Source organism: Edaphobacter modestus (assembly GCF_004217555.1).
GTDB classification, from domain to species: Bacteria; Acidobacteriota; Terriglobia; order Terriglobales; family Acidobacteriaceae; genus Edaphobacter; species Edaphobacter modestus.
Genome location: NZ_SHKW01000001.1, coordinates 4,533,420 through 4,548,264, shown reverse-complemented (window position 1 = coordinate 4,548,264; position 14,845 = coordinate 4,533,420). Strand labels below are relative to the sequence as shown.

At 56.1% G+C, this 14,845-nt stretch carries 13 protein-coding genes; 2 read left to right on the top strand and 11 right to left on the bottom strand.

The annotated features are described in order from the left end of the window. Positions 1–50: 50 nt before the first annotated feature. Complete coding sequence (locus BDD14_RS19205) at positions 51–1,157, bottom strand: hypothetical protein (protein ID WP_207231779.1); 1,107 nt, start codon at positions 1,155–1,157, stop codon at positions 51–53. A 208-nt stretch (positions 1,158–1,365) separates the two neighbouring features. Here BDD14_RS19205 and BDD14_RS19200 point away from each other — a divergent pair, with 208 nt between their 5' ends. Beyond that, positions 1,366–2,757, top strand: coding sequence for an O-antigen ligase family protein (locus BDD14_RS19200; RefSeq protein WP_165420162.1), 1,392 nt, complete (start codon positions 1,366–1,368; stop codon positions 2,755–2,757). 3 nt (positions 2,758–2,760) lie between these two features. Here the strand turns inward: BDD14_RS19200 and BDD14_RS19195 are convergent, their stop codons facing one another. From BDD14_RS19195 to BDD14_RS19180, 5 genes are read right to left on the bottom strand one after another with little or no spacing between them, the layout of a single operon-like run. Further along, positions 2,761–4,047, bottom strand: a complete 1,287-nt coding sequence (locus BDD14_RS19195) for an MBOAT family O-acyltransferase (RefSeq protein ID WP_130420295.1) — start codon at positions 4,045–4,047, stop codon at positions 2,761–2,763. An 18-nt stretch (positions 4,048–4,065) separates the two neighbouring features. Continuing rightward, positions 4,066–4,203: a hypothetical protein gene (locus BDD14_RS31950; protein WP_165420161.1), complete on the bottom strand. Its 138-nt coding sequence runs from the start codon at positions 4,201–4,203 to the stop codon at positions 4,066–4,068. Beyond that, positions 4,184–5,260 carry a hypothetical protein gene (locus tag BDD14_RS19190; RefSeq protein ID WP_130420293.1) on the bottom strand — a complete coding sequence of 359 codons (1,077 nt, stop codon included), beginning with the start codon at positions 5,258–5,260 and terminating at the stop codon, positions 4,184–4,186. Before BDD14_RS19190 ends, BDD14_RS31950 begins: the two co-directional genes overlap by 20 nt. Next, positions 5,261–5,515, bottom strand: coding sequence for an acyl carrier protein (locus BDD14_RS19185; RefSeq protein WP_130420291.1), 255 nt, complete (start codon positions 5,513–5,515; stop codon positions 5,261–5,263). It lies immediately after the preceding gene. After that, positions 5,502–7,415, bottom strand: coding sequence for an HAD-IIIC family phosphatase (locus tag BDD14_RS19180; RefSeq protein WP_130420289.1), 1,914 nt, complete (start codon positions 7,413–7,415; stop codon positions 5,502–5,504). The genes BDD14_RS19185 and BDD14_RS19180 overlap by 14 nt, the downstream gene beginning before the upstream one ends. 219 nt (positions 7,416–7,634) lie before the next feature. Between BDD14_RS19180 and BDD14_RS19175 the strand changes: the two genes are divergently transcribed. Beyond that, entirely contained in the window at positions 7,635–8,705 is a 1,071-nt protein-coding gene (locus BDD14_RS19175; protein WP_130420287.1) for a glycosyltransferase, read from the top strand. Positions 8,706–8,860: 155 nt separating this feature from the next. Here BDD14_RS19175 and BDD14_RS19170 read toward each other — a convergent pair whose 3' ends face one another. From BDD14_RS19170 to BDD14_RS19150, 5 genes are read right to left on the bottom strand one after another with little or no spacing between them, the layout of a single operon-like run. Then, positions 8,861–10,045 carry a glycosyltransferase family 2 protein gene (locus tag BDD14_RS19170; protein ID WP_130420285.1) on the bottom strand — a complete coding sequence of 395 codons (1,185 nt, stop codon included), beginning with the start codon at positions 10,043–10,045 and terminating at the stop codon, positions 8,861–8,863. Further along, a complete protein-coding gene (locus BDD14_RS19165) occupies positions 10,042–11,418 on the bottom strand; it encodes a TIGR03013 family XrtA/PEP-CTERM system glycosyltransferase (RefSeq protein ID WP_130420283.1) in 1,377 nt (458 codons plus the stop codon). Before BDD14_RS19165 ends, BDD14_RS19170 begins: the two co-directional genes overlap by 4 nt. An 18-nt stretch (positions 11,419–11,436) precedes the next feature. After that, entirely contained in the window at positions 11,437–12,369 is a 933-nt protein-coding gene (locus BDD14_RS19160; RefSeq protein WP_130420281.1) for a CpsD/CapB family tyrosine-protein kinase, read from the bottom strand. Next, a complete protein-coding gene (locus tag BDD14_RS19155) occupies positions 12,366–13,286 on the bottom strand; it encodes an ExeA family protein (protein ID WP_130420279.1) in 921 nt (306 codons plus the stop codon). Before BDD14_RS19155 ends, BDD14_RS19160 begins: the two co-directional genes overlap by 4 nt. A 3-nt stretch (positions 13,287–13,289) precedes the next feature. Next, positions 13,290–14,837 (bottom strand): GumC family protein, encoded by a 1,548-nt coding sequence (locus BDD14_RS19150; protein WP_130420277.1) that lies wholly within the window; start codon positions 14,835–14,837, stop codon positions 13,290–13,292. Positions 14,838–14,845 lie beyond the last annotated feature (8 nt).

The window sequence follows — 14,845 nt, the reverse complement described above, 5'->3', positions numbered from 1 at the left end:
CACGCCTCCTGCCGGCGGAAAAGAAAATGTGATGAGCAGAAGGTTCAAGTTCAGCGTTCTCCGGCAGGCATTCCCGCCAACTCTGACGTGAGGCGGGAGCCAGGATAGAGAGGACCGGTGAGCGCCTCAACAGCGCAGAACATATCGTAGGCGCTGGCCCATCGCAGTTCTATCCCGCGTCTCTGCGTCTCCTCGTTGAGCCAACGAAACATCTGCTCCAGGCCTCCTGGACGTCCGCCCGTGCCCAGCAGGGCATCGGCATTATCTTCACGGGCTCCATGCGTATGGAGCTTCAGAAACATCTCGTCTCCGACCTGCGGGGATAGATCGAGCCAGCGACGGACCCGGTGTTCGGTTGGAGGATCGTTGTGAGCGATCTCTCCCATCTCGACACGGGGCATCAGTCGACCTTCAAACCGAAGACCCGCAGGTCCGGTAATCATGAGGAGATCTCCCTGGGTTCCTCCCCCGACAGACGCCTCTATGCCGCGATCAAATGCCTTTGGCCGCCCGGGTATACCGGTACACCAATAGATCTGATTCACAATCCGCCCCTGGGTAGGAGATGGAATGGAGGGCATGGTGAAGTCCGCATAGCAACCCAGGTCTCGCAGAAGCTCGATCTCTCCGGTCAATCCGCAGTCGAGCCCGTCGGGGCGGGAGTTATCCAGCGCCCAGTTTCCATGAATAAAGCCGAAGACCATGCGCCCCCTGTGATCGTGCAAAAGGCCGTGATCGTTCCGAAGCCTTCGACAGAAGTCACTGATCTTTCGAATAAAGCCTTCTGCCGTCTCCTTGTGGTGGTGGATATGAACTTCGACGTCACCGATTCCCTGCCGCGTCATCTCCGCGAGTGGATCGAGCAGCTCTGCCCTGTAGTCCTCCTGCGGATAGAAGAAGCTGTAACAGGGCATGCGATCCGCGGCATCTCTGGGGGCAGCGTCGGCAATCCGCGGCCACATCTCCTGCCAGCGGGCGACACGCTGCAACGCCGTTTCGATCGTTGCCTTCTGACACAGCGGCTCATAATGATCGGTGATGCTAACCCACAACCGTTTTGGTGCAGGTCTTCCCAGCAGATGCCGGGTACGATCACGGAAATAGCCAGGAAACCATAACTCAGCGTGACGCGGAAGCTTCATGACGGTGTGACCCAAGTGGAATCGTACGATACCGGGAAAAGTGCGGGCACTCCACAGGTTGGAACTCCACCAGTTCTCGTTCTCATTTGGAATGACAGATACATTAGTATTGCACTTGGAACTTCGGCAATCCAATTTTATGGGACTTTTTCTAACGCTACTCTACATTCTGACGGCGTATCTCGGTCCCCAGACATTGTGGGGCCCGCTTTATGAGTTCCACATGGAAATCATTCTAGCCGCTCTTGCCTTTGTGGCGTCCCTCCCCAGAATCCAACGGTCGAATATCCTGACAATGCCCCAGAGTTTTGCCCTGGTTGGCATGTGCATCGCGGTCTTCTGCTCCATGGTGATGACAGGATGGCTGGGGTCCATTATGCCGGCGGTGCTTGGCTTTATTCCTAACGCCTTTACCTTTTTTCTCGTCGTTGTGAATTTCAGAACGAAGAGACACCTGCAGCTCCTGGCCTTGACTCTGTTTGTCGTGAGCGCCTACACAATTTTCAGGGGCTATAGCGCCCTAAGAGCCGAAGACTTTGCGAATCCTTATCTCATGCCCCAGGGAGGTGAAGAGGGTGGTGTCTCCTTCTATCGCCTGCGGGGCATGGCTTTCATCAATGATCCGAATGACTTTGCCCAGGTAATGGTCAGCCTGATTCCGTGCATGTTCTTTTTCTGGAAGAAAGGGAGCCTGCCCCGCAATATTCTGCTGGTCCTGATCCCGATTGCATGGCTGATCTTTGGAATGTATCTGACGCACTCCCGCGGCGGAATTATCGCCCTGCTCGCAGTCATTCTGTTTGGAGCGCGGCGCAAGATCGGCACGATCCCGGCGACAATTATTGCCGGGGGCGTTTTTGCGATCACCACCGTCGTTGGCTGGTCAGGAGGCCGCGACGTATCTGTCGAGGCTGGCTCAGGCCGCATGGAGGCCTGGGCTGTAGGGCTCGATCTCATCAAGAGTCACCCCTTCTTCGGTGTTGGATTCGGCCGATTTGGAGAGTATTTTTTCATCACAGCACACAACACGGTCATTGTCTGCGCAGCGGAGCTTGGAATGTTCGGCCTCTTCTGGTGGGTGATGTTCGTTCTTCCCACCATTCGGGATGCCGCAGCCTGCTCCATCTCGAGAACGCCAAAGCCGGAGGAAGACAGCTTTTCTTATGACCGCTCTCTCGGCGTGCGCCTTGAGCCGTCTGCACAGTTGGACTGGCAAGGAAGTGGAGCGTCGCCCGCTCGGAACGCAAATTCGACCACGCTGGTTGAAGACATAACCCCTCAAGAGGAAGAGATAAAGACCCCGCTGCACCTTGCGGTCGAAGCGGAAGAGGAACAACTTCCCGAGCCGGAAGAGATTGAACGAATCTCACGGCTCATGCTGACTTCAATTGTCGGCTACTTCGTGGCGGGGTGGTTTCTATCGCGAGCGTACATCATGACGCTCTTCATCTATGGCGGTATGGTTCAGGTGATCTACTCGATGGCGCTTGCCGGAAAGATCGCACCACCGAGAATGAAGCCATTCAAGGTGGTTCAATACTCCGCGATCGGATCGGTCGGACTTATCTTTGTGGTGTACATCATGCTGCGGCTGCAGCATTTGACGTCTCACTAGCAGCTACATCGGCTGGAAGGCAGCGAAGATCATCTTCAATCCGCGCATGGAATTGGCGACAAGGATGAGCCCAAGCGCGAAGTAGGCTAGGGTTACAGCATTCGCGATGTGATAAATAATCCTGTTCTCTCGATATTTCGCATAGCGAACCTTACCGAGCCGTTTCTTTAAAAACAAGGTGTAGTAATGAACCACGACCACGCCGACGGCGTGCCACAGACCATAGATCACAAAGTTCCAGCCAGCTCCGTGCCAGATCCCCATCAGCACAAAGACAATGACAATGGCGGCCGCAATGCAGTGCGGGGCGGAAGCCGGCCCGAAGCGGCGAACAAGAGACTTCGAAAGTGGCACAAAGACCATATCGCGCATGTAATTGGTCAGGGTCATATGCCAGTGAGCCCAGAACTCCTGCAAATTACGCTTGCTGAAGGGGCGATCGAAGTTCTCGTGTACGTGAATCCCTAGAAGGCCCGAGACACCGATGGCGATATCGCAGAAGCCCGAAAAGTTGAGATAGAGGTAAGCACAGTAGCCCGCCACCGCGATAGGGAAATCGATCCAATGGTGCGGCAGACCGTCGGCAAGCAGCCCATCGTAGGTTAGCTGATTGGCAAGATTTCCAAGAAAAACGTACTTCGTCAGACCAATCAGAATGCGCCCCCAGCTACGCCCGATGGGCGTAATTGTGCGATCGGGAGCGACCAGGGAATTGTGAAAGGCACTGTAGGGATTAATGGGACCGATGGAAAGCGTTGGGACGAAAAAAGCGAAGGACAGATACTCCGCAAAGCTGGGAAGCGGAACGATGCCGTTTCGGATCTCATGAACCATGTAGGTCAGCCGAAAGGCCATGTAAGAAAGTCCGAGAAAAAAATCTGCAAATACCTTATTTGAGAAAGGAGCCGGAACGAAGCCCTGCGTCCAGCTGCCAGGGACATACTTGATCAGGGCAAGTATCAAGAGAGGGAAAACGAGCGGGAACCATGAGCCCAGTTTCTTTTCCAGCAGAACGTATTGCACCGAGACCAGCAGAATGTAAACGACAAACATTATGCTCGAGAAAAGGAAGTACTGTTTCACATCGTGAAGACGGACTCCATACGTCCCTCTCGACAGACACACCGCGAGCGCAAAGACGAGGTTGACGGCGGCAAAAGCCGGCATGCGTAACCGGGCCGGCGACCAGCGCAGGACAACCCAGGCGGCGAGCGGGAAAAAGAGAAACGGCACCGTAAGGGTTACTAACAGAAGCGAGTTCGACAGAAAATGAGTCAGGCCGGCCGGCATCGTAAGACAGTTCTCCAGTTAAAAAGCCTGATAGACAAGATTGACGGACAGTGACTCCGGAGTAATGAACAGGGTCAGGGTAATTGCGGCAATACAGAGCGCGAAGAGGACGCCGACGAGAAGGGGATTTGCCTTGCTACTGGATGGTGCGGCCATGGGTCTCCTTCATATAAAGATCGAGCACCGCCGGCGTGATCGCGCGCGTGAAGAACTCCTTGCCGTTATCGTTGAAATGCTGATCGTAGTAGTAGTTGTTGATCTCCGAGGCCGGTGTCGCCTGGAAAAGCGTCGCCGATGGAATCCCCAGCACGGGAGCGGCAGGGAGACCGACGATCTCCGGCCAGTACATCCGCTCCGGAATTTGACTCATTCCCCGTTCCGTATCTTCGGGAACGTGGATCATGGCGAAAGGAACGTTATATTGTTTTGCCAGGTTGCCGATCTCACGTGCCCAATGCCTGTGATAAGGGCCAAGAGCGAGACCCTGGAAGTCGAAGTTGTTGTCCGCCACGCCGTGGGAAGACATGCTGTCGACAGGAATCTGCGGGGGTGTCCGGGGTTCGGTCACAAAAGGGCCACCGAAGTATCCAACGGAGCCGTATTCCGACTGCGATCCCAACTTGGCGACCAGCCGCGGACTTTGGACGAGGCGATTGGGGCGCAGGTAGTTGACCATCTGCCTGGGAGCTCCGAGAACCTGCGCACCATAGATCGCCATCCTTTGGCGAAAGGAGAGGCCGGAGGTCGACTCCGGGAATTCTCCCCATCGCATCCACCGGTAAGCCTGGATATGTGGAGCGTCGCCGATCAACGCCAGGGTGGGCATGTCCATAATGACGAGGTTGGCTTTGCGATGCTCGAGGAAGTCACGCATCAGCATGTACTGCATATCGAGCCCTTGCCATTTCAACGAAAGGCGAGCAACCTTCGCTGGCCTGCCGAGGCTGGCGCTCAGCTGCTGCTGAACGTAATTCATGTCGACGCCACGCACGATGAGCGAGCTGCCGACAAAGAGAATGTCAACGGGTCCCTTCTCTTCAAAGATATTCTGCTCATCGAGCGGGCCCGTGCCGGTCTCGACTCGAATACCGCTATAAACGCGGTCGCGCGGAGGCAGGCCCGCAACCGACATCAGCATCGGCAGCGTAAGCAGAATGCCAATCACGAGAATCAGGGCTACCGCATGACGGTTCGACCAGATCGCGGGAAACATTTAAGCCTTCGCACCTTCATTCATACGTCGCTGAATAAGGTCGGCAAACTCGCCAAGATTCTTCGTCGCTTCTACCTCACCGACCCGGAAGCGAACGTTAAAGGCCTTCTCGACTCCCAGAACAAGCGAGATCTGCAGCAACGAGTCCCACTCCTCCACGTCGTTGGCACTTAGTTCGGGGGCGACCTTTACGTCGTCCAAAAACACGTCGTCGAAGACAGTCTGCATCTTGCCAAGGATTTCAGTTTGCGTCATAAGCTCTCCGGTCTATCTGAATATGAGTTTTTCCAGGTTCAAAGTTTTCAGTGATCAACTGATAGGTGGCGCGCTCCGGCGTCTCTTCTACCAGCGAGAACCCCATGCGGGGAAAGAGATCACGCACCATGCCGTTTTTCTCCGTAGGCAGGTAGTGTCCCACGACCGATGTGCAACCACGCTGCAGCGCCACACGAACGATCTCGTTGACGACCTCGTCCTCCATCTGGCGCTTGAGGACACGACAGCTCATTAACCATGTATCGACTATGGCTGTCGCACCTTCTACCCTGACAACGACTACCGAGATGAGACCGTTGTCTCCAAACTTATCGGCGAGCCGCACGCTGAATCCGTAGTGCTCCTGATCAGCCAGCAGGGCTTCGACCTCGGCTTCGCTGCGTCGGCGGGTGGTTACGTTGAATTGATTGCTCTTGTTGATCAGCTGCGAGATACGAGGGACATCGACCTGCGTGAACTCGCTGATGACGCTGTGCATCTCAAGCGAGGCCAGATAGGCATCCATATCCGTTCCCGCGTTCATCGCCTGGGATCGCGCGGCCTGCTGTTGATATTGTTCGCCACGCTTCAGGTCATCGCCTGTGATCGAACGAGACTCGAAGAATCTTGAGTTAAGAAGCTGGGATGCGTATTCAGCCGGATCAGGGCCAAGCCAGATCGTCTCGATCTCGGGAACAAACTGTTTCACGATCTCGATCTCCGCCGGATTGTCATCGACAAAGACGATCGAATCGAGGCCCAGGTTCAGCTCCTGCGCAATCCGGCGCAGATTCTCGGATTTTGGCTCCCAATTCGCCTGGAAGCAGGCGATATCCTTCAAGCGCAGAACCATCTCGGGATGCTTCTCAAAGGGCTCGGCGGCATTCTTGTAATCGTTCTTGCTACAAACCGCGAGCACAACGCCACGCTTTGCCAGCGATGCGATGGCGAGCTGAAATTGCTTGAACGCCTCTCCGCGAGGATGCGTCCCGCCGATCTCGATGCCGGTCATGCCATCGTCGCCGATTACGCCTCCCCAGAGCGTGTTGTCGAGGTCAAGGGCAAGAACTTTCTTCGAGGATCGATGCAGAGAGGCGACGATGGCGGCAACCTCCTTTGCAATATCCACGGCGAAGTCAGAAGAATAGAGCTGTTTGGTCTCGAACCAGGCCCGTGGATCATGGGCGTCTGCGGCCCCGCGCCGCGTGGCAAGAAACTCCGCATCGCAGATGTGAACATAGGACGGCGCACCAAGGCCGAGCTCAAGATTGACTAGCTTGCGAAAGCTCCAGTTCGACCCGAGTGTCCTTACCCGGAACGGGCCAGGGTCGAATTCGGCTGCAGGCAGAAAATTCGCAAGGATCACCTCGGCTCCAGATCGCTCATGTGCCATCCGGCAAAGACTCAGCAGATCCTCTGCAATCTTCGTCGCCTCGGCCCGTTGGAGGGGATGAGGATCGGTCATCGCCCCGTGATACGTGCAGCGCTGATTTGATGGAACCAGGAAAATTACATCCGGCTGAGATGCGTAAAGCTCACTTTCAGGATCGAGAATCTCCGAGATGTAATTATCGTAATCGCCCTTCCAGAGCTCCGTTTCCCACCATCCTGTCGCCGCTGCAGCTCCAATCATCTGCTGCACCAGTTCATGCAAGGGATAGAGGCTTGAGCCTCCGACCATGGCCACGCGGATCGTCTTCTCAGGCGCATGTACGATGCCTGCTTTCAGCGCCTTCTTGCGCAGCGTAGCAAGTGAGAGTACCTCGGAAAAATCCGTTGCGTCTCGAGTGGCCGCTCGAAGCGCCGGCCAGAACTCTGCAGACCTTTGCCCCAGCAGCTCACGCGCATCCTCGACTCCAACCTTCAATTTTTGCGGCAGAACTACTGCTTCGCTACCCATACCACAACTCCTCTACTAAATCGCCCCTCAATCGCACTCGAGGCACTTGCACTTCATCGCATCCTTCCTTTTGCAGGAAGATGAGCTTTTCTACGTGGGGGACCTGGTAAGAATAACGCTGCAGTGCATCTGGAAGTTCGCGCTGCAGCTAGTATTATGTAAATTCGACTTCAGTTCTTTGTCTTTCCTTCGCACAATGGGACCGGCGCAGCGCCTCGCATGAAGATTATTCACGTTGTCTATAGCCTTGAGATGGGTGGGGCGGAGATTCTCGTAGCTCAGCTTTGCCGACTGCAGCGGGAGCATGGGCATGACGTCTCGGTGATCGCATACAGCAATCTTGGCACTCTGGGAGAGCAGCTTCTTGCTGAAGGCATCCCTGTACTCGTCCTTGGGGAGGCTTCCCTGCCCAGAACCTTTATTCGCTTCATCGGCGAGTTTCGGCGCCTCCGTCCCGACGTCGTGCATTGTCACAATCCGGCGCCCACGCTCCAGGCTGCGATTCCTGCAAGACTCGCCGGCGCGCGGTCTGTTCTGGCGACGCGTCACAGCCTCGTCGCGCCACCCTACGAAAAAGGCGCGGAGATAAGCTTCAATCTCGTGGCCCGCTTCTGCGACTGGGTGGTTGGCATCTGCGACGCCACCTGCGAGAATCTGCGACACACGTCCGGAGCTCCCCGCAATCGGATTGTGCGTGTTTATAACGGCGTGGATCCGGTGATACCTGTTGCTGCAGCCGAACAGCCTGCCAAAACCGGTCTGACGCTGCTGTTCGTTGGCCGACTCGCGCCCGTCAAGAGTCTTCCTACTCTGATTCGAGCCGTGGCGATTGCAGTCTCTCGAGTTCCCGATCTTCACCTCTGGCTGGTAGGTCATGGCGCCGAGCGGCCGCAACTTGATGAGCTGGTGAGCGAACTTGAAATCGAAGATCACATAACTTTCTGGGGAGAGCGCCTCAATGTAGCCGGCTTTTTCTCCGCCGCTGACATCTATTGCATGTCTTCCACCTCCGAGGGGGTCCCGATGTCGCTTCTGCAGGCAATGTCGGTTGGCCTGCCGTCGGTTGTCACGGATGTCGGTGGCATGGCAGAGGTGGTTAAGAACTCCAACGCCGGGCTGACGACTCCCGTCGGGGACGCCGCGGCCATGGCGGAAGCGATTGTTCAGCTCGCGTCCGATCCAGAGAGAAGAGCCTTCCATGCCGAAAACGCCAGAGCGGCTTATTGGAAGCACTTCACGCTCGAATGCGTGGATGCGTCCTACATGGAGCTCTACCAGCGCCGGCGTTGAAGTCGACAAAGTCATAATCCTCATACTTGAGCAATCGATAAGAAATACGGATCGTCAAACACACGAGAGAGCCGCATAGAACGCCCTTCGCAGAAGGAAGACGGGTTGAGGCTCGTTGATCGATCTAGCCTCCGAGTTCCGTTGACGTGTGAATCTCATACGCTCTCCCGTCCCCTCTCTAAGGGAATGGCAGTTGTGGGTACCTGTCCGCCCGGTGACCATATCTTCCATAGCGGACCGGAAGTAAAAATAAACTTGTAAAAACCGGCGACGGCCGCGATGTTCAGAACCAGCAACGCGCTCGCGGCCGAGGCCAGCCTGTGGATCAGAGGAAGCTTTGTCTTAAGACTGACCGCAGCCGCCAGCCAGAATGCCCACTGCGCAACCGCAACGACTCGCCATTCAAGCGAATGGATTCCAAGGACTGTGGCAGTCAGCAACATACACAGGAAAAGATACGGAACCACCAGCCTCATCAACTTATGCGAGATCAGTTGAAAGAGCACTCGATTGTGCGAACTCAGTGTCCAGGGAGCGAGAGAGAATAGCTGGTAGTTTCCCGCCAGGGTTCTCACCTTACGTTGAAATTCGCCGGAGACTTTGCCAGGCCAGGTGTCGATAACGATTGCGGAGCGGTCAAGGACGCTGCGATAGCCCTTACGCAGGATCGACAGGGGTTGAAACATGTCGTCCAGAATGATGCCCTCCGGAAATGGCTGCACCAGGCTACGGCGTGCAGCGTAGAAACCGCCATAGACACCCACTGGGGAATCCCACGCGGCCTCGCAGTTGCGTATCCACTGCTCATACTTCCAGTAGACGCCGCTGACTGCAGATGCTGCCGCGTCGTGGCCGTCGGTATTCAAAATCAATTCGCCTGCGACGCAGCCTACCGACGGGTCCGCGAAATTGCTCAACAACTTTTGGAGAGCCCCCGGAACGACCTTCGGGCGAATGTCGATAAACAGCAAAATCTCGCCCGTCGCGTGTGCAATGGCATGGTTAAGTGCCGCGGCCTTCCCTACCTGTTCGGGCAGAATGATCGTCTGCAGGCGAGACCGCTGCAGATCATTTAGCATCTCCGCCGTGCCATCGTTCGACCCATCCGAGACAATGATGACCTCGCGAACCAGCTCTGGCTCCAACCAGAGAAGATGTTCGACCTGAGCCTGAATCCTCTGGGCGCCGTTATGCACCGCCATAACGATGCTGACGGAGGCAGCAGTATCCGCTCTCTTCCACGGCCGCGAAAAAAATCGCGCCAGCAGAAACATTACCAACGGATATCCAACGTAGGTATAGACGATCCCCGCCAACGAGATCCAGAAGAGCGCCTTCATTGCGCACCTCGTCTGCGCAAAATGGTCTTGATGGTCTCGAACATGATCAGCAGATCGAGCCCAAGCGTCATGTGCTTGATGTAGTAGAGGTCGTACTCCAGCTTTTCTCGTGCCTCTTCGAGCGTCGAGCCGTAGCCGTACCGCACCTGCGCCCATCCCGTAAGACCAGGGCGGATCATGTGGCGTAGATCGAAGTAGGGGATATTCTCCGAGAGCCACGGCACGAACTCCGGTCGCTCCGGCCGCGGTCCGACGAATCCCATGTCGCCACGAAGCACATTCCACAGCTGAGGAACTTCATCGAGACGAGTCTTGCGCATGAACCCGCCGACCTTGGTTGCACGCGGATCATCCTTGCTGGCCCACTTTGCTCCCGCGATCTCGGCGTCCGTTCGCATCGTACGAAACTTGTAGACGGTAAAGTTTCGACCGCCCATCCCAACCCTGACCTGCCTGAAAAAGATTGGTCCAGATGAAGAGAGCCGTACTGCCAACACCACGAAAGGCAAGAGGGGCAGAAACAGGAGAAGACCCGCCGCAGCGGTCAGGGTCGAGACGATGCGGCGTGCAAACTGCTGGGAAGGCTTCACACGAAAACCTTCACTGTAGATAAAATTGCTGGGCCGTAGACCATCAAGATAGAGCTTGCCGGTCAGACGCTCCAACAGAGCTCCCGCCTCTTCGATGACCACTCCATCGAAGCGTAGCTTAAGCAGCTCGCGCAGAGGGAGTTCTCCACGGCGGTCTTCAAGCGCAATGACGACACGATCGATTCCTGGATTCCTTCCCCGAAAGGATTCAAGCGCCATACTGAAGGCCTCTCGGCGCTCACCTTTGTCGACCGGCATCGGCTCAAAGCCCACCACTTCCATGCCTGCATCTTTACGCAAGCGCAGGGTGTCGGCAATCATGCGTGCGCGATCGCCACCGCCTAAAACATAGACACGCTCACGAAATACCTCTCTACCGATGATCCATTCATAGGCACCGCGCCATAAGACGAGGCCCAGCGTGAGGAACATAAGGCCAAGCAGAAGTACGTAATGCGCGATATCAACCTGCGGAAAGAAATAGATCACCGCAGAGAGCAGGAACGAGAGAAAGCCAAGGACAAGCAAGAGCCGGAAATAGATCTCCCACCGCTCGGAGATGCGCTGAGGCTCATAGAGGTCAAAGTAATAGGAGAGTAACAACGTCAGAATCGTGAGAGCTGCGATCTTGATCACGCCGTACTCGTAGTTCAGACAGATGTATGTATCTGGCCCGAGGATCAGCACCGTCGACAGCAAAAACGATCCGCTGACGATCAGAGCCTCGCACATCAGAAGAATGATAGTGCGGGTCGAATAATACACATTGAAGAGTCGAATCATGTACGACGATGCTCCCGCTTACTCCTTATTTGAGTTATATCCGTAATAGCTGCCGGTTTGAGGATTCTCGTGCACTGCATTCAGAACAAACCCGAGGACATTGGCGGCACGCAACTCGGCTACAGCCCGCTGGGCCACGGTGTACCGTGTGATCCCGGCACGCGCAACCAGAAGAACGCCATCGCAGGAGCGCGCAAGATTCACTCCATCCGAGACCGGTACGACCGGCGACGAGTCCACGATAATCCAGTCAAAGTGAGGAGCAGCCATTCGCAGAAGCTCGCCAAACCTGGCATTTCCAGAGAGATCGGCAGCCTTGTCGCCACCGTTGCCGCCGGGGATGAACGTAAGGTTTGAAAGAGCATTATGCACCGCAGCTTGCGCACCCCCTGTCTCTTCCTGGCGCTGCATGATCTGTTCGGCGGATGCCTTTCCCGCCAGGTACTCAGCAAGCCCCGGATGTGATTCGGTGCCTAACAGTTCATGAAGCGTGTACCGCCGCATGTCGCCATCGATTAACAAAACCTTGCTGTTTTTATGCCGTGCCAGGCTGACCGCAAGGTTCGCCGAGATAAAGCTTTTGCCTTCCTGAGGCAGGCCGCTACTCACCATGATGGATTTGATGGGCCGAATATCACGTGCTTCATAGACTCGCGAACGCAGACTGCGAAACTGCTCGATCGCCGGACCTCTCTCGAGGAGAGATGGCAGACGAACGATGGAAGGATTCCACTGACGCCGCGGAATTGCTTCGAGGTTCAGGCCGCCGCTTCCTCGCGATACCTCAACCTCCATCGATGCCTCTGCGAAAGGTGAAGGAATGTCATACTCCGCTGTCGCCGCGGCCGATCTGCTATTCAGGCTTCCCAAGGGAGCGGGTGGCTCGGCCTCCGGGCGTTCCTGCCTTCTTTCCAACTCTGCTTTTTGAAGTGCTTCGTATATGCGACTCATCGATCTCGCCTTCCCTTCGGTTCGTCATCCAGTGACGTCATCAGTCCAGCACCTTCACCGCTATTGCTGCCGTGCCCGCCGAATGCGACTGGCGAGACTAGAAACGGTTGTGTCTCCAGCTCCAGCTCCGATGCGACTCCATCCACGATCGCGGGGGAGACCTCTTGCACCTGCTCGACGTAGGCCACGATCAAGCAGTGTTCGCATAAAAGGTTGATGATGCGCGGAATTCCGTGGCTATACCGAAAGATCCGGTTGAGAGCGTCCGCAGTAAAGATCGGACGAACAGCCCCGGCAAGTCGCAGGCGTTCCGCAACGTAGGAGTGGGTCTGGTTCTCCGTCAGCGATTGGGTGCGGCACCACAAAGCAATTCGCTGACGCAGCTGGCGCACGCTGGGGTGTCGAAGCTTCTCCTCGAGCTCAGGCTGACCGGAGAGGATGATCTGAAGAAGCTTCTCGGAGGAGGTCTCGAGATTCGTCAGCAGGCGGATCTCTTCCAGCAGCTCCCAGGAAAGATTCTGCGCTTCATCGATAACGACCACGCACGTCTCTTCCAAGCGAAAACGTTCAATCAACCAGCGATTCAACTGCAGCAGCATGCCGGACTTGGTTCTGTTGGCCGGGATAATCCCAAAATCCGCCAGAACGAATTCCAGGAAATCCAGCACCTCCAGGCGAGGATTGAAGACAAACGCCGTCGAGATGCGCCGGTTGCTGAAGGAGGCGAGAGCTCGCTTGAGCAGGGTTGTCTTGCCGGTCCCGACCTCTCCGGTAAGAACCGTAAATCCCTTGCGTGCAGAGATGCCATATTCCAGACATGCCAGCGCCTCGCGTGTATGCGGCATCATGTACATAAACCGCGGATCAGGACTGGTGCCAAAGGGATTGCTATGGAGTTTGAAGAAGCTGTTATACATTCGTCATCCGCCCGCGTTCATCAGAGGCTTGCCAGCCTGGAGTTCTGTCTTCTTATTACGGCGTGCCCTTGGCCAGCGGCTGGCACTGGCAGCCGGTCCTTCAGGATTGTTGACGGAGAACGAGATAACACCAAGAGTCGGAAGTTTCGTAAAGGCCCAGACATCCCGCTCCGATCGGACCGCCGTATCGCGATACTCTCTCCAGGCAACCAGCATCGTTCCCAGAATCAAGCCGGCCATGAACCCGGCGCCTACGAAGACACCGCGCTTGGGAAACATCGGGCTGTCAGGCAGGTTTGGCTGATCCATGACACTGAACTGTTCTCCCTGCTGCCGGTGTTCAAGATCGGTTGCCATCTTCGACTGATTCATCTTCTTCAACAGGTCGTCATAGAAGCCCTGTGCAGTTTCATAGTCCCGGGTGATGTTCTTATACTCTTCAAGCACTCCCGGGCTGGCGGAGATCCGATCCTGATACGTCCGAACCTGGCTCGAAATAAGCGCCTGGTCATGCCGTTTGGCCTGAATTCCTTGCTCCAACGAGCGAAGCTGAGCGCGCAACTGTTGCACAGCAGGAGAATCGTTGCGATTTGGTGTTGTGCTGGTCGGTGCAGGCGTGGAAGAGGCTGCAGGCGCCTCGGCGATCTGCGCACGCACCTCCTTGATCCTTCTTCGCACAGCGACAACGTCCGGATAGTCGTCCGTATAGCGCCGCGTCAACTCCGATTCCTCGTTCAGCAGGGTCTGTAACTGTGCCTGCTGGGCTCCCGGAGCCGCTGCTCCATGCTCTCCCGATGGCGCAAAGCTCTGTTGCTGCACGATCATGGATTCGGTGTAACTCTTGTCCTGCTCCATTCGGTTGAGAGCCTGCGTCGTCGCATCCAGCTGCGTATTGAGGCTGGTCAGCATGTTCATATTGGGAGTCTCCTCGCCGGGGAGCCGTCCCATGTACTTCGATTGGAAGACGGCCAGCTTTGCGTCCTGCTCATCCAGGTTTCGCTTCGCATCTGCCAGTTGGCCTTTCAGGAACTCCGTCGTGCCCTCTACCGATTGCGCGCGCGCATTCAGATTGGCTGTCACGAACAGCGATGCGATCTCTCCGCAAACCTGCTGGGCGTTATGCGGGTCGGAGTCTTTGAACGAGATGAAGAACCCCGGCAACCCTCCCGTTCGCGCCATCTCGGAGTGAATGGGCTTGATATCGATGTTTTTTCTCGTCTGATCGATCCGGTCATCCATCGACATCTTCTTGGTGCCGTAAAGATTGAATCGCTCGATGATCGGCTCCAGGCGGGAGCGACTGAGGATCTGCTCCTTCATCGAAGCCAGGCGCGCAGTGATGTCTTCGACGACAACCGGCCGGACATAGTCGTCCGGTACCTTCTGCTGTTCGACGAGGATGAGAGTCTGAGAGAGATACTGCGGCGAAACCACAAACGTCAGCGCAAACCCCACGAGCGCCAGAAGCACCGCGGGCACCGCGATCATCCAGCCTCTACGTTTCAGAATTCCAATGTAATCGTCCACATTGAGCGTACGATGTCCCAGCATAATTAACT

Excerpts from the sequence above, each read along its gene's own strand:
- BDD14_RS19200 (WP_165420162.1), top strand. The coding sequence starts at position 1,366 with ATGGAAATCATTCTAGCCGCTCTTGCCTTTGTGGCGTCCCTCCCCAGA.
- BDD14_RS19195 (WP_130420295.1), bottom strand. The coding sequence starts at position 4,047 with ATGCCGGCCGGCCTGACTCATTTTCTGTCGAACTCGCTTCTGTTAGTA.
- BDD14_RS31950 (WP_165420161.1), bottom strand. The coding sequence starts at position 4,203 with ATGGCCGCACCATCCAGTAGCAAGGCAAATCCCCTTCTCGTCGGCGTC.
- BDD14_RS19190 (WP_130420293.1), bottom strand. The coding sequence starts at position 5,260 with ATGTTTCCCGCGATCTGGTCGAACCGTCATGCGGTAGCCCTGATTCTC.
- BDD14_RS19185 (WP_130420291.1), bottom strand. The coding sequence starts at position 5,515 with ATGACGCAAACTGAAATCCTTGGCAAGATGCAGACTGTCTTCGACGAC.
- BDD14_RS19180 (WP_130420289.1), bottom strand. The coding sequence starts at position 7,415 with ATGGGTAGCGAAGCAGTAGTTCTGCCGCAAAAATTGAAGGTTGGAGTC.
- BDD14_RS19175 (WP_130420287.1), top strand. The coding sequence starts at position 7,635 with ATGAAGATTATTCACGTTGTCTATAGCCTTGAGATGGGTGGGGCGGAG.
- BDD14_RS19170 (WP_130420285.1), bottom strand. The coding sequence starts at position 10,045 with ATGAAGGCGCTCTTCTGGATCTCGTTGGCGGGGATCGTCTATACCTAC.
- BDD14_RS19165 (WP_130420283.1), bottom strand. The coding sequence starts at position 11,418 with ATGATTCGACTCTTCAATGTGTATTATTCGACCCGCACTATCATTCTT.
- BDD14_RS19160 (WP_130420281.1), bottom strand. The coding sequence starts at position 12,369 with ATGAGTCGCATATACGAAGCACTTCAAAAAGCAGAGTTGGAAAGAAGG.
- BDD14_RS19155 (WP_130420279.1), bottom strand. The coding sequence starts at position 13,286 with ATGTATAACAGCTTCTTCAAACTCCATAGCAATCCCTTTGGCACCAGT.
- BDD14_RS19150 (WP_130420277.1), bottom strand. The coding sequence starts at position 14,837 with ATGCTGGGACATCGTACGCTCAATGTGGACGATTACATTGGAATTCTG.